Genomic DNA, 21,940 nt, shown 5'->3' on the forward strand with positions numbered 1-21,940 from the left:
GATTATCATTCATCACTTATAATTGAATATGGAACCAACAAATAATCCCGATTTCCAACATGGCTACGCGAGTGGTGTGGAGGGAGTCAATCGGGAAACATACGAAGGCTATTTATCGAGCCAGATCAATACGGATTGGCTTTCCGAACGAATTCAGGAAAAGCGAACCGAACTGGCCAATACGGAGCAAAAATTAACTGAAACGACGGAAGCGAATCGGACAGCGTTTGGTAAGCTGCAAACGCACACGCTCGAAGTCGATCGTCTGGACAGGCAGGTAAAGCAGTATGAATCAGACAAACAAGCCTTAGAAACAGATCGGGATAATCTGCGTGAACGCCGAACCAAAGCTGCCCCCGACTACTCGTTACTAGCTGGAATTCTGTTTCTGATTGCCGGTATTTCGTTTTTGGCGGGTGATCTGATTATCTCACACGAAATTGTTGCCTACGCTCTCAACATTCGAAATACGAATGAAGCCTGGGCCTTCGCGGTTGGTCTGGCTATGGTATCGATTCTACTGAAACCAGCTTATGACCGACTGATCGAGAAACCGTATCAGGAAGATCCGGAACACAATACCCAGAAATACAGTCGCTTTAAAATGGCCCTAGCCGTATTTTCTGTATTGACCCTGGCTGTATTAGGCTGGTTCCGTTACGAAGCTTATCGAACTGATCAGTTAAAAGCAGCTATTAACAAATCCATTCGGCAGCTTCAGGTAAATCCTGATCCTACGTCGGCAACTCAAGCTTTGAGTCCAAGGACGATGAATCAGATTGAGAAGCAGTTAAGCGAATCCAGTGAATTGAATCTAGCCTTAGTGAATAGTCCATGGGCGTTGCTGTCATTCGTGCTAAGTGGTATTCTTTTCGCGCTGGCAGGGGCAGTTTGTTTAGGAATTGCCTTGCCTGTATTATCGGCATTCTGGTTCCGATGGCTTCAGGCTGATATTAAGCTTTGGAAATTGCGTCGGCGTATCAAGCGATTAGATGCAAAAATCGCTCCTATTGAAGAGCAACTTGCTCAACAACGTACCCAACAAAATGTACTTCAACACGAGCTCGATTTACTGCCTGAACTCAGCGAATTGAAAGCGCAACGTCAGTCGATTACTGCGGATTTAGCCGAATTACTGGCTGAACTCAAATTGGCGCAAACTGACAGCCGAATCAGCAATTTCAACGATGGATACGGACAAGGAGAAGCCACTCGGAATGACATGAGCGACGATGAGCACCGGCAGCTTCGTAAAGAAATGCTTTCTTTACAGAATGGTAGCCGTAAGCGTACAGACGAACCTCGTACCAACGGTAATGGAAATCAACCCATTAACGGCGCCAACGGCAAAACGAATGGGTTACGACCTCATCAAACCATTCGTAAGTTTTTGTCAGATGAGCTTTAGAACTTAATGATTAGGTAGATCAACATACCTAGTTAAAATTGTTTTTGTCATGCGGAGAAACGAAGCATCTCAAAGTAGCTATATCCAAGCGCAAGGAGACGTTAAGATGCTTCGTTTCTCCGCATGACAAAATTGGTTATCCTACTGGCTTCCACTCAAAGCAAAGCTTTTCGGGATCGTCACTTTCGATTTGTAAGAATCCATTTTTCGTTAAAACACCTATTGAAGCTTGATTGTCAGGCAATGTATGGGCAATAATTTGCTTGACGCCTGTCTGTTTCCAGCCGTGATTAATTAGTGTTTCAACAAGTTCTGTAGCAATACCCTTTCGTCGCCATTCTTCGGAAACTGAATACCCAATTTCAAGCGTCCCCTCAGTAGTCGGCGGGCCAAAATACCCTCCACTCGCAACTAAGGTAGCTGGAATCGCATTCGTCGGATAGGAAATCACATACCAGGCATACCACCCTTCGGCTCCCTGTCCTCCAGTCGATAATTGATCTAGAAAAAACTGAATAGCGCCCTGATCGTATTCGCCGGGAGGCCAGTCTGTTGGGATTGCCACATTTAGAAGTTTTGCCAACGAGTGTGCTCCTGATAATTCAGCTTCTAACAATGTAGGGTTGGCCGCGATGAACAGAAGCCTTTTAGAAAAGAGAAGAATTGAATTCATGCCCGAAGATAAGGCGACACGAAAGAAACGAATCAACTAATAGCCTCTACGGAATAAAAAATCCGGCAATTAAACCGCAGAGAATTAGTACGTAGGGCGGAGTTTTGGTGTACAACAACATGGCGATCGTTATCACCACAACCGCAACAGATGGCCAGTGCGGAGCCATTGGTTCGAAGAGGGCAATCGCTGCTGCTGCTGTTAATCCTGTACTAGCGGCATTGATACCAGCCAGCGATGCCCGCACGACCCGATATCGTTTTAATTGTCCCCAAAAGCGATAAACAAAGAAGATCAGAAATGTACCGGGAAGAAAAATTCCGGCTGTTGACACTAAACTTCCCCAAAGCTGCCCATTAATACCAGCCCCGCGCATGGAGAGTGCTCCGATGTACGAAGCAAACGAAAAAACGGGACCCGGCATAGCCTGAACCAGCCCTAGCCCCGACAAAAACTCTTCGTGCGTCAGATATCGCTTAAAGGCGACAAATTCATTGTACAGCATCGGCGTCAGTACCTGTCCTCCACCAAATACAAAACTGCCGTTCCGATAAAAGTTTTCGAATAGCCGAACAGGTAATGAATGTGTAAAAGCCCCTAATAAAGCCGCCGTAACAAACACACCCAGCCACAGAAAAAAATTAGCCCACTGCACACGCAGGGGCTCTTTTGTCATTCGCTGTTGTTTTTCGTAAGTGAGTGCCGTAGTAAGTCCACCTAAAGCAATGACAACAGGTGTCATAAACGGCGAGTGAAATACGTATCCTGCCAGGGTTGCAGTAAGTGCTAAAGCCAGACTGATTTTATCATTGATCACTTTCTGCCCGATCCGATAACCGGCTACAACCATAAAGCCAACGGCCATCGGCTGAATAAAACGAGTAAAGTGTAGCGACAGTTGATGCCGTTCCAGATAATAAATCCCAATAGCGGCTACGGTCATAATGCTCGCAGCGGGCAGTATCCATATGAGTAGCGTTAAATAGGCCAAATTTGGACCACCAATTTTAAACCCTAACGCCGTGATGGTTTGTGTGGATGTTGGCCCCGGCAATACCTGCCCTAACGCATTTAATTCCAACAGTTCTTCTTCCGTCAGATAGCGACGTTTTTTTACCAGCCGTTCGTAGAACATGGCCAGATGCACCTGCGGCCCTCCAAAGGTCGTGACAGCCAGAATCAGTACATCCTTCAGAAAGATGATGTATCGGATTCGTCGCACGGGAGGAGTAGCGGTCAGGTATGGGATCATGGGTTAGGAGTTAAAACGGTCAGGATTGACCTGACTATTTTTGACTATTTCTTTTTAAGTCCTAACTCCATTAATCGCTCATCCAGAAATTCACCCGCCGTCATGTCAACATAGATTTTTGGGTGCTGGGCATCAATGCAACTTTCCAGACTGGTTAAATCCATTTCGGCGCGTGGGTGCATGAAGAACGGAATCGAATAGCGCGACTGGTTCATTTTTTCGCGTGGCGGGTTCACTACCTGATGGATCGTGGATTTCAGTTTGTGATTTGTCAATCGGTCGAGCATATCTCCAACGTTTACGATAACCTGATCGGGCAACGCTGTAATGCCAATCCATTTCCCATCCCGGCGGAGTACTTCCAATCCATCAGCCGATGCGCCCATTAATAGTGTAATTAGGTTAATATCCCCATGCGCGGCTGCCCGAACGGCTCCGTCTGGCGTGGTTTCGGGATCGAGCGGGAAATAGTGTAGCGCCCGGAGAATGCTGTCGCCATTCCGGACTTTATCGTCAAAATAATTCTCTGGCAGTTCCAGATAAAGCGCAATGGCTCTCAACAATTGTTTCCCAGCGTTTTCGAGCGTACGATAAGCGGTTACAGTTGCCTCACTAAATTCCGGATATTCTTCGGGAAAAACATTGGCAGGCATATCTCCTTCTGGATCGGGCTGGCCAATGTGATAAAACTCCTTTAAGTCAGCTACTTTAAAACCCTTCGCCGTTTCTTTTCCTTTTCCAATGTAACCGCGCTGCCCATTGAGTTCGGGATGTTCGTATTTCTGCTTGACACTATCGGGCGAAGAGAAAAATTTTTGAGACGAGTCGTATAGTCGTTTGGTCAATTCATCTGTCAGACCATGATTACGGATTGCAACAAAACCAATCTGATTGAAAGCCCGGCCAAGATCCTGCACGAATTTAGCCTTACGATCAGGATCGCCTGAAGTGAAATCCGCCAGATCTAACGACGGAATTTCATTGTATAATTCTTCGGTCAACATAGACTAATTCAATTTTTACAAAAATACAAAAGTTAACCAAAAATAGAGACGCAATCCCTAGCGTCTCCTGAGCACCAGCTATAAAAATCGCCTGATTAGGAGATCATGGCTGACGCTCAGCAGACGCTAGGGATTGCGTCTCCACAAAATACATAATGCTTACCCGAAATTTTTGGCGACTTTATTCCAGTCTACCACATTCCAGAACGCCGTAACGTAGTCAGCCCGAAGGTTTTTATACTTGAGATAGTACGCATGTTCCCACACGTCAAGTCCCAAAACTGGGGTTCCTTTTTTCTCGGCTAAAGCCATTAGCGGGTTATCCTGATTGGGCGTTGATACGATTTCAACTTCATTCCCATTTTTAATCAGCCATACCCAGCCAGAACCAAATCGCGCGGTTGCTGCTTTTCCCCATTCGGTTTTGAAATTATCGAACGATGTATATTTCTTATTAATGGCGTCGGCCAAAGCACCTTTTGGCGCACCACCCGCATTCGGGCCCATAATGTTCCAGAAGAACGTGTGGTTCCAGTGCCCACCGGCATTGTTACGAACAGCGGCTGGTGTACTGGTGCTAACACTTTTCACCAAAGCGACAATATCCATTTTCGCCATGTCGGTTCCTGCAACAGCTTTATTGAGGTTATCTACATACGCTTTATGGTGTTTGCCGTGGTGAATTTCCATGGTCATTTTATCAATATGCGGTTCGAGCGCATCGGAAGCATACGGTAACGGAGCCAGCGTAAAAGGGCCTTCTGCCTGAACGGGTGTCAATCCAAACGACCGGAATGCGACCAGCCCGGCCGAAGCACTAAAAGCTAGTTTTAAAAACTCGGAGCGATTCATGCGAGTGATTAGTTTGGGAGAAAATAAAAGCGTCTACAACTTGAAAATTATTGAACACAAAACCCATTAACCGGGCGAATGTTCAATAACACAGGTCGTAGACGCAAAGAAACGAGTTTTTTCTATCCGACAGCCAATCGCGGCCAGCAACGCGACTTACTCGTACGTAATCCGGCTTAGGATACTCCGGCCAAGTGTCACTTCATCAGCATATTCGAGGTCACCCCCAATTGGTACACCCCGTGCGATGGTCGAGATTTTTAGATTAAAGGGCTTCAGCTTCTTTTGCAGGTAAAAAGCAGTTGTATCGCCTTCCATCGTTGGACTGATGGCCAAGATAATTTCGCGAACCTGTTCACCCTCAGGACCTCGCAGTCGATCCATTAACGAATCGATTTGCAGGTCGCTGGGCCCAACCCCTTCTACAGGAGAAATAATCCCACCCAATACGTGGTAAAGTCCTTTGTATTGAGCCGTATTTTCAATTGCCAATACATCCCGCGTATCTTCCACCACACAAATCAGGGATTGATCGCGTTTGTGACTCGAGCAGATCGTACATAAATCGTGATCCGACAGATTATGACACTTCTGGCAATATTTGACGTTTAAGCGCATCGCCGTCAGGCTTTGCGCCAGCAGTTCGGTTTGATCTTCATCGCGTTTCAACAAATGGAGCACGAGCCGGAGGGCGGTTTTCTTCCCAATTCCCGGCAATTTCGAGACTTCATTGACCGCGTCTTCTACAAGTTTGGATGGATATTCCAATCTGAGTGATGAGTTATAAGTGATGAGCGATGAGTTATAAGTAATAAGTTCGTTCATCACTCATCACTTATAACTCATCACTAATTTAGCACTTCCGCAGATAGGCCTCGGCGGCAGATTTCGTTCCGCATTGGGACTAGTTCTTCCCAGGAACCATTTTTGACCGTACACTTACCTTTGTAGTGAATCAGCATCGTGCATTGCTCGGCCTGTTCGGGCGTGTGATGGCATACGTCGATCAGCGTTTCGATCACGTGATCGAATGTGTTGACATCATCGTTAAACACGACGAGGTTATGCAAGTCGGTTTCAACCACTTCGTCGATCACATCGACATCCGTCGACCAGTCATTTTCTTCAAAAGGTTGCATGAGAGCGAAAAGCGTATTTACTTAGCAAATTTACAAAAAAACGACCATTTTTAAAAGTTGTTTGTCGATACAATCATGTTCGATTTACGAAATACGAGCTACGATTTGATTTAGTTGCGCGCTGTGAAATTGTGATTTGTAACCCGTAATTCGTACGTTTCTTCCATGAATACTACACTCGCTTTAATCATCCTGATTGCTTATTTCGGCATGTTGATTGCCGTTTCATTTTACACCGCTCGTGGGGCCGATACGAATACGTTTTTCACGGCAAACCGGCAGTCGCCCTGGTGGTTGGTGGCCTTCGGAATGATCGGGACTTCGCTGTCGGGCGTTACGTTTATTTCGGTGCCGGGTGCCGTTGGCAAGATTGGTTTTTCGTATTTTCAGGTTGTTCTGGGCTATATCATTGGCTATTTTGTAATTGGCTCAGTCCTAATGCCGCTATACTACAGGCTGAATCTGATTTCGATCTATGGTTATCTCGAAAAACGTTTTGGCTTCTGGTCGTATAAAACGGGCGCTGGCTTTTTTCTGCTTTCCAGAAGTGTTGGCTCCGCCGTTCGACTTTATGTAGCAGCGGGCGTCCTGCAACTTGCCTTATTCACTCCACTAGGCGTTCCATTTGAGGTTTCAGTGTTCATCACTATTGGCCTCATCTGGATTTATACATTCAAAGGGGGCGTTAAAACGATTATTGTTACGGATACACTTCAAACAGTATTTTTGGTTACGGCTGTAATCCTGACAATCGTTCTTATTTCTAAAGAATTAGGGCTATCCTTTGGCGGATTGGTTCAAACGGTACAAGACAGCCCAATGTCGCAGATTTTCTTCTGGGAGGGCAACGATTCGAAGAATTTCTTTAAACAATTCATCTCGGGTGCCTTTATTGCGATTGTAATGACAGGGCTGGATCAGGACTTAATGCAGAAAAACCTGACCTGCAAAAATATTGGCGAAGCTCAGAAGAATATGTTCTGGTTTACCGTAACGCTTGTAATCGTAAACTTTTTATTTCTTTCACTAGGCGTCTTGCTCTATGCATTTGCCCAACGCGAAGGTATTCAGATTCCTACCCGAACGGACGATCTCTACCCTACTCTAGCATTGAATCATCTTGGTTTAGTAGTTGGCATTACCTTTCTGCTGGGAATAACAGCCGCAACCTATGCTAGTGCAGATTCGGCACTCACGGCGTTGACAACCTCATTCTGCATTGATTTTATGAATGTAGAAAATCGTCCGGAAGCGGAACGGTCCCGGATCAAGCACATTGTTCACATCGGATTTTCAGTTCTCTTTTATATAATCATCATCGTCTTTCGGCAATTAAACAGCAAGGAAGTGATTACGGCTGTTTTTGATATTGCAGGCTACACATACGGCCCTTTACTTGGACTCTATGCGTTTGGTATTTTCAGCAAACGACCGGTTATGGATGGGGCTGTTCCGTTTATTTGCATTGCCTCACCCATCCTGACGTACATTGTCAATGAAAATTCGGTGGCCTGGTTCGGTGGGTATCAATTTGGTTTCGAACGCTTATTGCTCAATGGGTTATTCACCTTTTTAGGCCTTCTGGCCGTATCGAAACCTGTGAAAAACGAAACACCTGTACCTGTTTCCTAGCCATCTTAATTTGTTCCGTTATGAGCTATACTTTCCGTCTACTTTGTCTGTTTCTGCTTAGCGGCCTGTCAGCTTCGGCTCAATTCTGTTTTTCGCCCGAAAGGCCTCAAATCGGGCAAATGGTGTCGTTCACATATACGCCCCAAACAACTCCATTAGCTAAGGATAGTATTCTGGAAGCACGTTATGTCCGTTATGGGGCTCCTAATGTAATGAATATCAGTCGCCCATTGACGGCTACGCTGGTGCGCCAGGGCAATGATTATGTAGGTGAAGTATATATCCCGAAAAAGGATGTGACCGGAACGATGCTCTATTTCCGAAATAGTAAGCAACCACAACGTACCGATCTGAACTGCGGACGATTTTACGTCATTCCTGTTTGCGATAGTGCTGGCCGAATAGTACCTCACGTAACAGGCGGTCAGGCATCCGTATTTACACGCAGTCATTTTCTGAATGAAACCAGTACTCGCCCTGATCCAGATTGGGTTATTCGATTGTATGAACATGAACTTGCTTTAAATCCAAGCTTAAAACCAACGTATTGGGCAGATCATTTAGGCGCACTGATCAAACAGAAAAAGCCTGGTTATGGACCAAGAGTCAAATCCGCTATTGATGCCTACCTGGCTTCCCGCCCAACACCTACTATGGCTGAATTGACGGATGCCGTGCGGCTTTATGAAAGCATGGGGGATTATCAGAAGGTAGCAATCCTGCGTGAGCGTCAGAAAACAGTTGATCCATCGGGTTCGCTGATGCAGAAAGATCGCGCCATAGCTATTCGGAATGAAACAGATTGGGGACGTAAAAAAGCGGCTTATGAAGTGTTTCTACGCGAATTTCCAACATCTTCTCATCTGCCCGATCTGGCCGTAATTATGACCAATGGGTATTATAAAAACAACGATATACGGGGGCTGGTCACGTTTGTAGACAAGCTTCCTGACGCCCAGATCGACCCCCTGGTAGTAAATACTATTGTGGTTCAATTAGCTGAAGAACGGCGCTCTTTGCCCGAAGCAGAACAGCTAATTAAACGCGCAATAACGGTACTGAACGCTCAACCCAAACCTCGACCTTCACCCATTACCTGGGAAACGGACAAACAAACTCGCCAGCGACAATTAACCAACACGCTTGCCCGAACGCTGGAGCAGCAGGGAAAAGATGCAGATGCCTTTACGGCCTATCAATCCGTTGTTAATCCAGAAGCAGCGGAAACCAGTGACCCTGTTACCACTGAACGCTATTTCCGTTGCGCCCTCCGAACGAATCATGCTATCGAAGCCCAACCGATGGTAGAAGCGGCCATTCAGGCTGGCAAAGCAACTCCCAGCTTAAAAACCGCCCTGCGCGACTGGTACGCTAAACAACCTGGCAATGATCCGACAAAAGCAACAGCTTATCTGATCGATCTGGAAGCCGATCTGAAAGCCGACCAGATGGACGAATTGCAACAAAAACTGATCAATGAACCAGCCCCTTCGTTTGCCCTGACAGACTTGCAGGGCCGAAGTATTTCATCATCGGCGTTTAAAGGGAAAGTGATTGTGCTGGACTTCTGGGCTACCTGGTGCGGGCCCTGTATCGCGTCGTTTCCAGCGATGCAACAGGCGCAAACGCAATTTCAGAGTGACCCTAACGTACGCTTCCTGTTCGTCAATACCCGCGAAGGTGGTCCGGTTCAACGGGTCCACAACTTCATGAATAAACACCCATATAACTTCGTCGTTCCGCTGGATGGGCAGCAAAAAGTAGCGAACGCCTACAAAGTACAGGGTATTCCAACAAAAGTGGTTATTGGCCCCAACGGACGCGTTCGGTACCGTACAATTGGTTACTCGGGCGATCCTGAAGCCACGGTCAATGAGTTGGCGTTGGTGGTTGAATTACTGAAGAATGGAAAATAATCCGACGCCAGATAGGTTGATTGACGGTACTGCAATTCAGGTGATTAGTCTGGAGAATGCAGAACATTATAGTTGGGGAAGTAGCTGCGATGGCTGGTATCTGGTCAAGTCCGATTCGTTGAGCGTTATTCAGGAACGGATGCCGCCCGGCACCTCAGAAGTAAAACATTATCACCAGAAAGCCCGGCAGTTTTTCTACATTTTAGCAGGTGAAGCTACAATGGAAATAGGGAATGAAACTATTCGGTTAAAGGCAAATCAAGGTGTTGAAATCCCACCTTTCGTAGCACACCAAATGCGAAATGATTCGACAAATGACCTGCTATTTACTGTAACATCGGTCCCTAAAAGTCATGGAGACCGGGTGATTGTAGAATAGAAATCATTAGATTTTGTCATTTCCACTTTAGGGAGAATGACAGACTATCAAAAAATATAATTCGTAAAGCAACTACATGATCATTCGCCCAGCCACCACTGACGATTTACCTGCTTTATTAAATCTTCTGAAACATGTAGTTCCGCTCATGCATGAAGCTGGAAATTTTCAATGGGATGCCCATTACCCAAACGAAACCGTATTTCGACAAGACATTGATAAAGGTCAACTCTGGGTTGCTGAAATCGACAGGCAAATTGCCGGAGTAGCGGCTCTGACCGAAGATCAGGAACCCGAATATGCCCAAGTCGGCTTCGATTTAAATCAGCGTGCCATAGTCACTCATAGGCTGGCGGTCGATCCGACGTTTCGTGGACAAGGCGTCGCCATGGCTCTTTTAAAACAGGCTGAACAACTAGCGATTGAACGCGGCATTGGTTTTCTACGAATCGACACGAATTCCGAAAATCAGTCAACGCAAAAACTCTTCCCAAAACTAGGCTATACCTATTCAGGTGAAATCACCCTTGGCTTCCGTCCCGGATTACGATTTCTGGCTTATGAGAAAAAAGTGTGATAATTTATTAGGCGTATTACTTCGCTAAACCCGACAACAAATCATATGCACGCTGGCAAAAATTATACGTTAGGTGAGTTTCTCTTTTGGACGCGCCGAACTATTTACTGGCTCATTGGCATTAATGCATTCGTGACTATTCTCTATGCCGTAGTCGGATTAACTTGGCTGGGAATGCCTTGGGTGCCTATTGCATTGCTTGGTACGGCGGCAGCTTTCATCGCAGGTTTCCGAAATAATGCAACTTACGCCCGCGCCTGGGAAGCTCGACAAATCTGGGGTGGAATAGTTAACAGCAGTCGGAGTTTCGGGATTATGGTTCGGGATTTCATTAGGAACCCAGATAAAGGCCTGAATTCGTCAAACGACGCTCACCAGCAACTGATTTACCGACATATTGCCTGGATGACGGCATTGCGTTTTCAATTACGTGAACCACGCGCCTGGGAAACGGTTGATAAGGATTACAACGCGGAGTATCGACAATTTTATAAAATTCCTGAGCGGGAAAGTAATCTGGCCGATGAACTTCGAAAGCTGCTATCGGTTGAAGAAGTTGATTATGTATTAGGCAAGAAAAATCGGGCTACTCAGTTGATCAGCCTACAATCCAAACAATTACGTGAGCTAGCCGATCAGGGTTGGATTGATAGTTACCAGTATACAGAACTGGAATTGATGCTCAAAGAATTTTATGAGCATCAGGGTAAAAGTGAACGGATTAAGAATTTTCCATATCCTCGTCAATTCGCCACGATCAACACCTTATTCATTCGCCTGTTTGCCTGGCTGGTCCCGTTCGGCCTATTAAAAGAATTTGATAAACTTGGCGAGCATATTGTCTGGCTGACGATTCCGTTTGGAGTGCTGGTATCGTGGGTATTTATGAGCCTGGAACAAGTGGGCGAAAGCACAGAGAATCCGTTTGAAGGCAGCGCCAATGATACCCCCATTACGTCCATGAGCCGAACAATCGAAATCGACCTGCGTGAAATGCTCGATGAAACGGACCTACCTCCTGCCCTCACGCCTGTCAACAACATTTTGCTATAAAGCGTTAACTCACGTTATTTCCTATATGACAACCCATTATTTTAGCTCACCCCTCGGATTGGTCCGCATTTCAGGTGACGAACAGGGCGTTACAGTAATTTCCTGTACAGATGTTCCGACCGTCGAATCGGTTCAGGAAACGGAAACAAAAGACTTACCCAATGGGCCGGTTCGTCAGGCGGTTGATCAACTAAATGAATACTTCGCTGGCACGAGACAAACGTTTGATTTTCCGATCAATCCAGCCGGAACCACCTTCCAGCAAACCGTATGGAAAGCGTTATTGGACGTTCCGTTTGGCACTACCCTATCGTATTTGACCTTAACCCGACGAATCGGCGATGAAAAAGCGATTCGGGCAGTAGCAGCTGCGAATGGCAAAAATCCACTTTGGATAGTCGTTCCCTGCCATCGCATAATCGGTTCTGATGGCTCGTTAACTGGCTATGCCGGAGGCTTATGGCGGAAACAATGGCTTCTTGAACACGAAGGCGCTTTTGCCCGCCCAAGCCAGCTTTCGCTGTTTTAACTGGGATCAGAACAACTCGCTCAAATACACAAGCACACCAGCAGAGATACGAAACGAGGTTGCATCGGCCTTCTGGTTTTGATCGAAACCATTTACCGAAACAGGATATTTCCCCCCCGCCTGGAAGCTACCGTTCAGCGTGATGGCTACAGGAAGGGCAACAAAATAATTCAGCCCTGCGCCTACATGTAAGGCACCACCCTTAAAAAGTAAATTATCCCGCCCAAGATTGGCATTGAGTACCTGATCGGCTTTACCTGTCTGATATACATATCCTAATTCGGCAAACGGGCGAAGGGCGTGGGTCGTTGCCGAAAAATTAAAGCGAACTCCACCTGTTATGTGCGAAAAGCCAAAGGTTTTAGCCGCTATGTTATCAGCGTTCAGAAACGTCATATCATACTGGGCGAAGACTTCATACCGTTGATTCAGTCCGTAGCCGATTCGGCCGCCAATGCCGGGACCACTACCCGAGTTCTCATCCAGGAACTGAAAATAATCTGACGACCAACCCATATAGTGCCCCTGCAATCCGACGCTTAATCCTTCAGTTGTCGATCGTTGGCGGATAGTTTGCGCTTGTAATGATCCCGTTAGAAAAAAACTTATCAGGAGAAGCAAATAGGTAAATCGATTGAATCGCATGGTAGTTATAATTGAAAAGTAGTAAATGATTATTTCTGGAATTAGAGGTTAATGACATCGTCGCCGGTGCGTACTTCAAAGGTTTGTCCGGAACGAAATTGAACAGGCTGCCCTTTAGCTTCTTCGCTGATTGTGGCCGACCGGAGCGCAACTCGTTTTCCATTCACGGCTTCGACGCTGTTGATCCGAAATTCCAGTAAGCTTCGTTTGCGGAATACATCCCCATCAGCCCGTTTTACCCGACTGACTTCGCCATACGCCGTTGCCCCACTTGGAATTACGACTTCGCCATCGCTCACGACCGCTTCGGTGACCCGGAAACGAATTGACTGCCCTTCCTGCGAAGCATCCGACGAAAGGCCATCTACTAAAGCCAGATTGACGCGTAGTCGACGAATGGTAATCGATTTATGCGCGACTGCGGTTGATTTTGGCGTAACTACTTCTGGAGCAGGTTCTGGTTTCGTTGCTGGCGTAACGGGATTTGACGGTGTTTCAGCAGGTGTAATAGGTGCGCTGACAATCGGCTTTTTACTCTCACCCGGAACTTTAGTATAAGGACGAACTGATTTAGGACCGATTTCTTCCTTCTTTTCAATCGGCGCGGGTGACTCTTCACGAGGTTGTGAAGTCGATCCAGTGCCTGGAGCTACTTGCGCTACCGAGACTTCTGCCGCAGGCTCTTCTCGTGTTATCTTAATTTCTTCTGATTTCTTCGGTTGATTAGAAGCGATTGTACCTGACTCTTTGATACTTTTTTGGGGACTATCCGACGAATCGAAAAAGATTAGCCCGATAAATAATAAAGCCACTAAGGTAAGTCCACCGGCTAGGAGCGTCTGCCAGTTATCCGACATCCAGGGCATTACGGAGGAATTCAATCCGGGTTTTACTGCCTGCGAAGCCTCTTTAGTTTCCAGCAGAACGGTCTGACGAACAGGCTGAATGTTCAGAATACCCGTAGTCGGTGTACCCATCAATTGAGCCGGATCGAGAATGGGAGCTTGCGACGAAAAGGGTTGTAATGCTTTTTGAAATTCTTTGGCGTTGGCAAACCGTTTCTCCGGATTTTTATCGAGTGCTTTATGTACAATAGCTTCCAGTTCCTTTGGCACCTGAGCATTCAGTTTTCGGAGCGCAATCGGTTTTTCCTGAATGATGGCCTGCATCAGCGCATAATCAGTGCGGCTGGCGAAGGGCAGTTTCCCAGAAAGCAATTCGTACAGCAGAATTCCCATCGCATAAATATCGGAGGCTGGCGAAGGGGCTTCTCCCTGAATCAGTTCAGGAGCCATATATTCCAACGTGCCGACGATGCGGTTTACCTGGGTCATCCGTTGATTACCAACGATCCGAGCGATACCAAAGTCCATAAGCTTGACGGAACCTTCGGGCGTTAGCATCAGGTTCGCAGGTTTGATGTCGCGGTGTAAAATCCCTTTTTTATGGGCATGTGCCAGCCCTTCCAGTCCCTGACGAGTGATTTCGGCGGCAATTACAGGGGGTAAGGCTCCGGCTTTTCGAATTAATGTTTCCAGGCTATCTCCTTCAACGTACTCCATTGCCATGAAGTAATCGGAGCCATCCTGCAGGAAATTATAGACAACGGCAATATTTGGGTGGTTGAGCCGGGCCAGAATCAGGGCTTCATTCCGGAATCGCTCCATGAATGACGTTTGGCTAACCAGATGCGGATGCAGCATTTTAACCGCAACAGGCCGTTCGAGATGGGTATCCAGCGCCTGGTACACGGTTCCCATCCCCCCTTCCCCCAGCAGCGACTCTACGCGGTAGTGATGGATGAGTCGGCCTTTCATCGTTGGTTGCATAACAGTAGTCATTGAGGTAGTTCCAGATCACGGGTGAGCGGTAAATCAATTTCACGGGTCTCTTTCGAGGTGGTTTGCACGTCCGTCTTAATCCGCTCGGCCAGCACTACCGTTATATTGTCGTGACCACCCCGGCTTTTGGCCAGGTTAATCAATTCTTCGGCCGCATCCGGTAAGCTTTCCTGGCTTAATATCCGAATAAAATCGGTCTCAAGGCAATATTCATATAATCCATCTGAGCAGAGGATCAACCGATCGCCCTTGTCGAACGGAAGTACACATCGACCTATATCGACTCGTACTTCGGCTTTGGTACCCATCGCCTGGGTCAATACGTTTCGTTCGGGATGATTAGCGGCTGCTTCGGCGCTGATTTCGCCTTTCCGAAGCAACTCCTGTACATACGTGTGATCCTGGGTGAGTTGCACCAATTGACCAGCTTTAAGTATGTAGGCCCGGCTGTCGCCAACGTGGGCGAAATAGAGTTCCTGTTCGTGCACGACAATGGCGGTGCAGGTGGTCCCCATCCCCCGGAATTTATCGTGTGTCCGGGCTTCGTCAAAAATTTGCTGATTCGCAATCTGGAAAGCCCGCTGCAAACTTTTTTCAATGTTTTGCGTACTTTGAAAATACTCCCGATTGATTAATTCAGCCGCCATCTGACTGGCAATTTCTCCGGCCAGATGCCCACCCATTCCATCGGCAACCAGCAACAGATATCCTTTTTTTCGGCGTAAACCTTCATCGGCCAGGCGGACAAACAGTCCGGTATCTTCATTGTTTTGCCGAACATTTCCCAGGTCAGACAGAACAACGGCATTGATTTCTTCCATCGTTTCTGCAACTTCGCTTACTTCAGTAGCCGGCGATTCAATCAGCGATTCGGCGGTTTCGGGAAGGTTGGTCGTTTCTTGTTGACCAAATAGCCATTTAAAGAAATTTCTCATGAGTGTGTCGTTGCTATCGGTCGAAAAAACATTGATATAGTCCCTGTACTTCTGGTTCAATCGTGAATTGCCTGGCAACGCCCTGATATTTAATCGTAATCGGCAGTGGCTGTCCAGGTGTTCTACTTACAACAAAAGGCTCTTTTGACTGAACCGTACCATCGGGCATAACCAACTCCAAGTCATAATCGGCGTTGAGCACTTCTACTTTTATCTGTTCGGTTTGACGAGTCGCCGGGGGTGTTGGACCTAGTTCCTGCTCCTGTTCGGCTATTTCTGGGGTTGCTGGCCGACTATTGACAATTAGAATCATTCCGATACCGACTGCTGCGGCAATTAACCAATAACGAAAGGTGTGGATAGAAGTAGCCAAATCAAAAGTCGGCAAGGAGAATTGCGAAAACAGATTCTGGGCGATCATGCTTTGTTCTGCAGGTTTATCAAGCATTGCTTCTAGCTCAGTTGATGCTGGACGTTTGGCCGAATTTACCTGTAAACAATTCATAATCAATGCGGCCAACTCGAGCGAGATAGTGGGATTCAGTAGTTGAGGGCGGGTAAACTGTCCTCGTTCAATCTGGTGGCGGAGAAGAAGCGGATTAGCCGCATCAAACGGTAAATGTCCGGTAGTCATTTCATACAGTACAACACCCAGAGCCCAAACATCAGATTTCGCGTCAACCTGTCCACGGAATTGTTCGGGAGCCATAAACTCGGTTGTTCCGACAGCGTGTCCAACTTTAGTGAGTTGCGGGGTGTGTCGATCTTTTGCAATTCCGAAATCGACTAGCTTCACCTGACCATTGGGCTTAATTCGAATATTAGACGGTTTCAGATCGCGGTGAACAATTCCCATTCGGTGCAGGTAGGCCATTGCATTGGCAATTTGTCGGATGGTTCGGGTAGCCTCTTCGTTGGTCAATTTGCCCTTCCGTCGAATCAGTTCATCCAACGCCAGTCCATCAATCCATTCGATTACCAGAGCAGGACGTTCATCAACCAGGCTAAAATCGTAGAGAGCGGCAATATTTGGGTGCGAAACCGAAGCCTGAACCGATGCTTCGTTACGGAAGCGGGCTGCAAATTCAGGTCGATACAAGACTTTTACAGCAGCGAGTCGACCCGTTTCGATATGGAAGGCTTTGAACACCTCTCCCATTCCGCCAGCCCCAATGTAATCGGTCAGGCGATAACCAGCAACGGTACGGTAGAGGAGTGAATGAGAGGGTGTCATTTTATTTATTGTTTGAGCTTTGAGAGCCCAAGTTTCAGGAAGGTGCTATTTTCGGTACCAACCTGAAACCTGGAACGTTGAACTTGAAACTTGCTTATTCAACTACTTGCCGACGGCCCATCAGTTCGAGACCATATTTGATCGGGATGGCGAAGGTGATTCGAGTTGCATCGCCACTGTTGGTGCTGGCAGAGAAGATACCGATTGTGTTACCATCTTTGTCGAAGACCGGACCTCCACTGTTACCGGCGCCAGTTGCGTTGGCCGTAAGTTGATAGTAGTCACCGAATTCGCTGTAGTAGGCTGCTGCCTTGCCGGTTGTCTGACCACGTAAGATCTTGCCAATGTTACCAGGAGTGATGGTTGCATCCGGTACTTTAACAATCTGTGGATTACGATTCGAGAAGTCTGACGAATATTCACCAACGTACACATCCGGAGAGATTCCTGGATAACCCATTACCGTGATTGGTTGACCAGGGGCCACAGTCCGATCGGCATCGCGTAGTTTTACTGGAGAGAGATCTTCGGCCAGATCAATTTTGATGATAGCTACATCGTGTTTCGGCGATACGACTGGCTTGCCTTGAGCCGGGAAACGTTGTTCGTTTTTATTAAAGGTTACGTCCATGTAGGTATTCACACCTTCGATTACTTTACCCGACATTGGTTTTTTACCAAAGAACTGTGTTTCAGACGGTACCCAACGGAATTCCTGTACAGGTTCAGCACTAATTTCCCATCCTTTTGCCCCCTGCACAAGCAGAATACCAGGGAACGCATCTTGTGGGAAGCTATAGTACGAGTTCCAGGCGGCTGCTACGTGGCGGTTGGTCATGATATGCCCTTCGTTCGATACCACGAATCCTGATCCACTAGCACCAACCATGGCAATGGGTCTCCCGACGGATACATTGCGTTTCAGACCTAACAGAGGTTCAATTTTTCCGGGAGCGGTTTCGATATACACAGCTTTGTTCACCGTACGGCCATCAGGCAGTTTAATTGGCATGTATTCGTGGTAAATATCATCGCCCATCGTGTGGGTAAGCTTGTAGCCAAATTCGATGAAAACCACTTTGTTAATGTTTGCCGATGCGATTTGTTCTGCATTTAAGCCATCGTTGGCGGTTTGTATAACTTTGGTTGAATCGTGGTGATGAATCGTCACGGTTTTAACCTCGGGCTTCAGTTTATCTTTGAAAGCGAAGGTTAAGCCAGATAAAACCACCAGTAGCGCAGCAATACCAACCATGACTGACTTATTGGTTTTCCGGCGTTCGGTCATCATCATCCGCTCAACAGTTTGTTTGCCCAGACCAACTTTCTGTGGAGCAGGCATTTCGCTTTCGCTGGATGCAGCAATTGTTTCAGCAAGGCTTAATTCTGTAGTCGGTTTGATTGACGTTGGAATATCAACCACACGGGTACTCATCATTAGTTCGGCCGGACGTGGATTCAGATCGAACTGGAAAACCGGACCACCCTGACCAAGTTGAATTTCATCACCGGGTTGGATTTGAACGGAACCGTTAATACGAGTTTTGTTGACGAAAATTCCGTTGCGAGAATTGTTATCAAACAACGTGAATGTGAAGGACTTGTCCGACTCCCGAACAATTTTACCATGTTCGCGGGAAACGGCGGCATCCCGTTCTGGATCGAAGCGAACCACATTGGTAGCAGCGCGACCGAATGTCAGTTCAGTATACTTTTTGTAGTCGAACTCTTCGACTTGGTTGGCTTTAGCGCCGGTCAGGTGACGAATTACGTAGCGGTTAACAAGAGTTGCCATGATTTCTTATATGTCTTGAGGTGAAAAGTTGTTGTCGTTTTGACTGATACAAAGTTGGCGGATGGCGCGTCGGTGGGAAATCGGGGAACCCCCTGATTTGCGGGCCGGAAAACCTATATTTTGCTTCTATAGGTTTTCCTATAGATTGGTTTTAGCACTTGCTATTGAGATTGTTAAGTCTCTATTTTACAGGCTCATTGAGTGAATGAGCGCCCAAATAACGCTAAGCACTCTTTCGCTCTTCACACACATGCGCTACTTATTTTTCCTGTGTCTTACCTGCTCGCTGGCTGCTGCGCAGAATCCGACTATCGACTCACTGCGCACGCAACTGGCAAAGTTGCCTTCTGACAGCAATCGGGTAAAAACGATGCATGAACTGGCTACCAACCTTTGGTGGAATGGCTACGATTCGCTGGCAAGGCAAACACTGATGCAGGCTATGCGAATAGCCAATCAGGTGAAGTATCCAACGGGCGAAATTCGCGCCCGTCTGGCGCTGGCCCGGATCGAAGCCGATTATCTGTCCGATACAAAGTCGGCTCACGCCCAACTGGATACGGCCGAAAAAATGGCGATTGCAATAAAGGACTTGTCTTTGCAGGGACAGGTATTCCTCCGCCGGGCGCAGCTCTACGAAAATATCATGAACAAACTTCCGGAAGCCAGAAGTCTGCTGGAGAAAGCTTTACAGAAATTCAAGCAGGCTCCAGACCGAAAATGGGAAGCGCAGGGGTATAATGAGATGGCAATCATGAAGATGGGCGAAGGCAATTATGTTGCCGCTATCAACCTGTGGCTCAACGCCCGTCGCATTCAGGAATCCATTCAGGATCTAAAAGGGTTGCGCTCTACGCTGCCCAATCTAGGCATGGCTTATATAAAACTCAATCGGTACGACGATGCTATGACTTGCTTTACTGAAGCACAAAAACTCGCCGACCAGATGAACGACCAGATGGTTAAAGCCTTTTTAACGGCAAGACAAGCCGAAATTCTAGAGAAAAAAGGACAGTATACGAAAGCATTATCGATGAACCTCGAACTGCTAAAAAGCTATACGAATCCTTATCAGCCAGGAAGTTTGGCCAGAACATACGGCATCGTTGGTCGATTATACATTGCCTTGAAGCAATACGATAAAGCGCTAACATACACCCGATTATCGGCAGATACCTATCGTAAAACCGTGGAGAAATCGCAGGATGTAGTTGAGCATAATGCGCAAAGTAATTTCGGGAAAATATATTTAGCGCTTAAACAGTATAATCAGGCTGTAGAATCTGCACAGAAAGGCCTGACGTGGACGAAAGATGTGAAGGAGATGCGTCCTGAACGCACCGAGTACATTCGTCAGCTGGCCGAAGCGTACGACCATCTGGCTCAACCAGCCAAGGCTTTGTTCTATTATAAATGGTATAAAGCCGAAGCGGATACGATGCTGAATGAAGAAGCTATGCAGAAGGCGACTGTTGCCAGCATGACATACGACTTCGAAAAAAAACAGCAAGGTGCCCTGTTGAAACAGGCCCAACAGGAATCGCGGATTCAATCGCTGGAAAACGACAAACTTGAGCAATTGCGTAATTTTCTGATTGCTCTACTGAGCGTTGGAGCGGGTATTTTGGGCTATGTATTCTGGAGCAACCGACAGCTAAAGAGTAAAAATGAAGAGCTCTCGCAAAAGAACGCCGAAATTGAAGCAGCACTGTATCGCGGACAAACGCTTGAACGTAAACGGGTTGCCAGCGAACTACATGATAGTGTAGCCGCAAAAGTATCGGCCCTAAAATGGCGATTCGAAGCGTTCGATACCGACGAGTTTGACGATGCTCAACTCCGTGAACACAAGAGATTGTTGGAACACATGGGCGAGGTTTACGACGATATCCGGGCGATTTCGCATAATCTCATGCCCGAAATTCTGGATAAACAGGGGCTTCAGGCGGCACTCATCAAACTGACGGATACGCTAAGCGTGCAGAATCGAACTCGGTTTTCGCTCGAAACCGAAGAATCTGGAGAAGATGTACGGGGCAAAGTAGCTTACGAATTATATGCCATTACGCTCGAACTGGTCAACAATATTTTAAAACACGCCAAAGCAAGCCAGGCAGGCATCATCCTATTCCGTCAAAATGGAACTCTATCTCTAACTGTTCAGGATGACGGACAGGGGCTGCCTACCGGGAAAACAAAGAATGGAATCGGCCTTCAAAATATTCAATCCCGTCTGGAACGATTGGGGGGTACCTGTCAGATTGCAAACCGGGAAGAAGGTGGCACGCAGATAAACGTTCAGATCCCAATTGTGGCATGAGTCAACTACTTCTTTATGTGCGTCATTTCTCTTACAACAACCCGTGTTTCACAGCGTATTTGATAATGCCAATCGAGTTTTTGACGCCTAATTTGCGGAGGATATTATGCCGGTGCGTTTCGACCGTACCGGGGCTAATGAATAGCTTATCGGCAATGGCATTCGTCGATAATTCCTGAGCAACTAGTTTGATGATTTCGATTTCACGATCGGTCAGGGGAACAAGTGGGGCTGGTGCTTCATCGGTGGGTCGGGCAGATTCTACGGGAAGCGCCATAAGCTGGCTCATGACTGATTCAGAGAAATATTTTTCCCCTCGCGCCAGTGTTTTTATGGCCCGTTCCAGCTCGGCTTTCCCGGCCTTTTTCATCACATAACCCGAAATACCTGCCCGAAATGCTTCCCGAATTCGGTCTGCATCTTCTGAAACGGTGAGCATCAGTATTTTAAGCTGGGGAAAATGCTGCCGAACCTGGAGGGTTAGATTAATACCATTCAGGTCCGGCATATCCAAATCGGTTAGCAGGATATCGACCGGATTTTCGTGCAGAAAATCAACAACATCCCGGCTATCGTTCAGGGTGCCAATTACTTCAACGCCTTCGATGCGGCTGAGCAACAGGGATAAACTGTCTAAAATAATTTCGTGGTCATCGGTGAGCACTACGCGGATTGAAGAGGACATACAGCAAACAGATCAATCTAGAGGAATAGGATAAGTCAAAGATAATGAGTGTTTCGTGATTGCCAACACGG

General features: G+C 47.0%; 20 protein-coding genes. 8 read left to right on the forward strand and 12 right to left on the reverse strand.

The window, feature by feature from the left end; translation table 11 throughout:
* The first annotated feature begins 28 nt into the window (after positions 1 to 28).
* Entirely contained in the window at positions 29 to 1,408 is a 1,380-nt protein-coding gene (locus ACYVE4_RS08500; protein ID WP_461039040.1) for an AAA family ATPase, read from the forward strand.
* Positions 1,409 to 1,544: 136 nt separating this feature from the next.
* Here the strand turns inward: ACYVE4_RS08500 and ACYVE4_RS08505 are convergent, their stop codons facing one another.
* From ACYVE4_RS08505 to ACYVE4_RS08530, 6 genes are all read right to left on the reverse strand, one after another.
* On the reverse strand, positions 1,545 to 2,081 hold the full coding sequence (locus ACYVE4_RS08505; RefSeq protein WP_461039041.1) for a GNAT family N-acetyltransferase: 537 nt from the start codon (positions 2,079 to 2,081) through the stop codon (positions 1,545 to 1,547).
* Between the two features lie 46 nt (positions 2,082 to 2,127).
* The gene (gene chrA, locus ACYVE4_RS08510) at positions 2,128 to 3,333 is read right to left on the reverse strand and encodes a chromate efflux transporter (protein WP_461039043.1); all 1,206 of its coding nucleotides are present in this window, start codon (positions 3,331 to 3,333) and stop codon (positions 2,128 to 2,130) included.
* Positions 3,334 to 3,377: 44 nt separating this feature from the next.
* Complete coding sequence (locus ACYVE4_RS08515) at positions 3,378 to 4,337, reverse strand: isopenicillin N synthase family dioxygenase (protein WP_461039044.1); 960 nt, start codon at positions 4,335 to 4,337, stop codon at positions 3,378 to 3,380.
* Between the two features lie 159 nt (positions 4,338 to 4,496).
* Positions 4,497 to 5,189: a superoxide dismutase gene (locus ACYVE4_RS08520; protein WP_461039046.1), complete on the reverse strand. Its 693-nt coding sequence runs from the start codon at positions 5,187 to 5,189 to the stop codon at positions 4,497 to 4,499.
* A 156-nt stretch (positions 5,190 to 5,345) separates the two neighbouring features.
* Complete coding sequence (gene recR, locus ACYVE4_RS08525; protein WP_461040366.1) at positions 5,346 to 5,957, reverse strand: recombination mediator RecR; 612 nt, start codon at positions 5,955 to 5,957, stop codon at positions 5,346 to 5,348.
* An 80-nt stretch (positions 5,958 to 6,037) separates the two neighbouring features.
* Positions 6,038 to 6,328 carry an ATP-dependent Clp protease adaptor ClpS gene (locus ACYVE4_RS08530; protein ID WP_461039047.1) on the reverse strand — a complete coding sequence of 97 codons (291 nt, stop codon included), beginning with the start codon at positions 6,326 to 6,328 and terminating at the stop codon, positions 6,038 to 6,040.
* Between the two features lie 165 nt (positions 6,329 to 6,493).
* On the opposite strand from ACYVE4_RS08530, the gene ACYVE4_RS08535 reads away from it, so the two are divergent.
* The 6 genes from ACYVE4_RS08535 to ACYVE4_RS08560 all read left to right on the forward strand — a co-directional run bounded on the left by ACYVE4_RS08535 (position 6,494) and on the right by ACYVE4_RS08560 (position 12,414).
* Positions 6,494 to 7,960, forward strand: a complete 1,467-nt coding sequence (locus tag ACYVE4_RS08535; RefSeq protein WP_461039049.1) for a sodium:solute symporter — start codon at positions 6,494 to 6,496, stop codon at positions 7,958 to 7,960.
* Positions 7,961 to 7,980: 20 nt separating this feature from the next.
* Positions 7,981 to 9,876, forward strand: coding sequence for a redoxin family protein (locus ACYVE4_RS08540; RefSeq protein ID WP_461039050.1), 1,896 nt, complete (start codon positions 7,981 to 7,983; stop codon positions 9,874 to 9,876).
* Positions 9,866 to 10,255, forward strand: a complete 390-nt coding sequence (locus tag ACYVE4_RS08545; RefSeq protein ID WP_461039051.1) for a cupin domain-containing protein — start codon at positions 9,866 to 9,868, stop codon at positions 10,253 to 10,255. The genes ACYVE4_RS08540 and ACYVE4_RS08545 overlap by 11 nt, the downstream gene beginning before the upstream one ends.
* A gap of 76 nt (positions 10,256 to 10,331) precedes the next feature.
* Positions 10,332 to 10,832: a GNAT family N-acetyltransferase gene (locus ACYVE4_RS08550; RefSeq protein WP_461039052.1), complete on the forward strand. Its 501-nt coding sequence runs from the start codon at positions 10,332 to 10,334 to the stop codon at positions 10,830 to 10,832.
* A 45-nt stretch (positions 10,833 to 10,877) separates the two neighbouring features.
* A complete protein-coding gene (locus tag ACYVE4_RS08555) occupies positions 10,878 to 11,885 on the forward strand; it encodes a bestrophin family protein (RefSeq protein WP_461039053.1) in 1,008 nt (335 codons plus the stop codon).
* A 25-nt stretch (positions 11,886 to 11,910) separates the two neighbouring features.
* Complete coding sequence (locus ACYVE4_RS08560) at positions 11,911 to 12,414, forward strand: methylated-DNA--[protein]-cysteine S-methyltransferase (protein WP_461039054.1); 504 nt, start codon at positions 11,911 to 11,913, stop codon at positions 12,412 to 12,414.
* 6 nt (positions 12,415 to 12,420) lie between these two features.
* Here ACYVE4_RS08560 and ACYVE4_RS08565 read toward each other — a convergent pair whose 3' ends face one another.
* From ACYVE4_RS08565 to ACYVE4_RS08585, 5 genes are all read right to left on the reverse strand, one after another.
* Positions 12,421 to 13,059, reverse strand: a complete 639-nt coding sequence (locus tag ACYVE4_RS08565) for a hypothetical protein (RefSeq protein WP_461039055.1) — start codon at positions 13,057 to 13,059, stop codon at positions 12,421 to 12,423.
* Between the two features lie 41 nt (positions 13,060 to 13,100).
* The gene (locus tag ACYVE4_RS08570) at positions 13,101 to 14,900 is read right to left on the reverse strand and encodes a serine/threonine protein kinase (protein ID WP_461039056.1); all 1,800 of its coding nucleotides are present in this window, start codon (positions 14,898 to 14,900) and stop codon (positions 13,101 to 13,103) included.
* Positions 14,897 to 15,835, reverse strand: a complete 939-nt coding sequence (locus tag ACYVE4_RS08575) for a Stp1/IreP family PP2C-type Ser/Thr phosphatase (protein WP_461039057.1) — start codon at positions 15,833 to 15,835, stop codon at positions 14,897 to 14,899. Before ACYVE4_RS08575 ends, ACYVE4_RS08570 begins: the two co-directional genes overlap by 4 nt.
* A gap of 13 nt (positions 15,836 to 15,848) precedes the next feature.
* Positions 15,849 to 17,069, reverse strand: a complete 1,221-nt coding sequence (locus tag ACYVE4_RS08580) for a serine/threonine-protein kinase (protein WP_461039059.1) — start codon at positions 17,067 to 17,069, stop codon at positions 15,849 to 15,851.
* Positions 17,070 to 17,163: 94 nt separating this feature from the next.
* Positions 17,164 to 18,864 (reverse strand): trypsin-like peptidase domain-containing protein, encoded by a 1,701-nt coding sequence (locus tag ACYVE4_RS08585; RefSeq protein ID WP_461039061.1) that lies wholly within the window; start codon positions 18,862 to 18,864, stop codon positions 17,164 to 17,166.
* A 250-nt stretch (positions 18,865 to 19,114) separates the two neighbouring features.
* Between ACYVE4_RS08585 and ACYVE4_RS08590 the strand changes: the two genes are divergently transcribed.
* A complete protein-coding gene (locus tag ACYVE4_RS08590; RefSeq protein ID WP_461039062.1) occupies positions 19,115 to 21,184 on the forward strand; it encodes a tetratricopeptide repeat-containing sensor histidine kinase in 2,070 nt (689 codons plus the stop codon).
* A 31-nt stretch (positions 21,185 to 21,215) separates the two neighbouring features.
* Here the strand turns inward: ACYVE4_RS08590 and ACYVE4_RS08595 are convergent, their stop codons facing one another.
* Positions 21,216 to 21,869: a response regulator gene (locus tag ACYVE4_RS08595; RefSeq protein ID WP_461039063.1), complete on the reverse strand. Its 654-nt coding sequence runs from the start codon at positions 21,867 to 21,869 to the stop codon at positions 21,216 to 21,218.
* Between the last annotated feature and the right edge of the window lie 71 nt (positions 21,870 to 21,940).

The sequence above is a fragment of the Spirosoma harenae genome (assembly GCF_054776975.1).

Excerpts from the sequence above, each read along its gene's own strand:
- ACYVE4_RS08520 (WP_461039046.1), bottom strand. The coding sequence starts at position 5,189 with ATGAATCGCTCCGAGTTTTTAAAACTAGCTTTTAGTGCTTCGGCCGGG.
- ACYVE4_RS08560 (WP_461039054.1), top strand. The coding sequence starts at position 11,911 with ATGACAACCCATTATTTTAGCTCACCCCTCGGATTGGTCCGCATTTCA.
- ACYVE4_RS08500 (WP_461039040.1), top strand. The coding sequence starts at position 29 with ATGGAACCAACAAATAATCCCGATTTCCAACATGGCTACGCGAGTGGT.
- ACYVE4_RS08585 (WP_461039061.1), bottom strand. The coding sequence starts at position 18,864 with ATGGCAACTCTTGTTAACCGCTACGTAATTCGTCACCTGACCGGCGCT.
- ACYVE4_RS08590 (WP_461039062.1), top strand. The coding sequence starts at position 19,115 with ATGCGCTACTTATTTTTCCTGTGTCTTACCTGCTCGCTGGCTGCTGCG.
- ACYVE4_RS08570 (WP_461039056.1), bottom strand. The coding sequence starts at position 14,900 with ATGACTACTGTTATGCAACCAACGATGAAAGGCCGACTCATCCATCAC.
- ACYVE4_RS08540 (WP_461039050.1), top strand. The coding sequence starts at position 7,981 with ATGAGCTATACTTTCCGTCTACTTTGTCTGTTTCTGCTTAGCGGCCTG.
- ACYVE4_RS08550 (WP_461039052.1), top strand. The coding sequence starts at position 10,332 with ATGATCATTCGCCCAGCCACCACTGACGATTTACCTGCTTTATTAAAT.
- ACYVE4_RS08580 (WP_461039059.1), bottom strand. The coding sequence starts at position 17,069 with ATGACACCCTCTCATTCACTCCTCTACCGTACCGTTGCTGGTTATCGC.
- chrA (WP_461039043.1), bottom strand. The coding sequence starts at position 3,333 with ATGATCCCATACCTGACCGCTACTCCTCCCGTGCGACGAATCCGATAC.
- ACYVE4_RS08505 (WP_461039041.1), bottom strand. The coding sequence starts at position 2,081 with ATGAATTCAATTCTTCTCTTTTCTAAAAGGCTTCTGTTCATCGCGGCC.
- ACYVE4_RS08535 (WP_461039049.1), top strand. The coding sequence starts at position 6,494 with ATGAATACTACACTCGCTTTAATCATCCTGATTGCTTATTTCGGCATG.
- ACYVE4_RS08595 (WP_461039063.1), bottom strand. The coding sequence starts at position 21,869 with ATGTCCTCTTCAATCCGCGTAGTGCTCACCGATGACCACGAAATTATT.
- ACYVE4_RS08515 (WP_461039044.1), bottom strand. The coding sequence starts at position 4,337 with ATGTTGACCGAAGAATTATACAATGAAATTCCGTCGTTAGATCTGGCG.
- ACYVE4_RS08575 (WP_461039057.1), bottom strand. The coding sequence starts at position 15,835 with ATGAGAAATTTCTTTAAATGGCTATTTGGTCAACAAGAAACGACCAAC.
- ACYVE4_RS08545 (WP_461039051.1), top strand. The coding sequence starts at position 9,866 with ATGGAAAATAATCCGACGCCAGATAGGTTGATTGACGGTACTGCAATT.
- ACYVE4_RS08530 (WP_461039047.1), bottom strand. The coding sequence starts at position 6,328 with ATGCAACCTTTTGAAGAAAATGACTGGTCGACGGATGTCGATGTGATC.
- ACYVE4_RS08565 (WP_461039055.1), bottom strand. The coding sequence starts at position 13,059 with ATGCGATTCAATCGATTTACCTATTTGCTTCTCCTGATAAGTTTTTTT.
- ACYVE4_RS08555 (WP_461039053.1), top strand. The coding sequence starts at position 10,878 with ATGCACGCTGGCAAAAATTATACGTTAGGTGAGTTTCTCTTTTGGACG.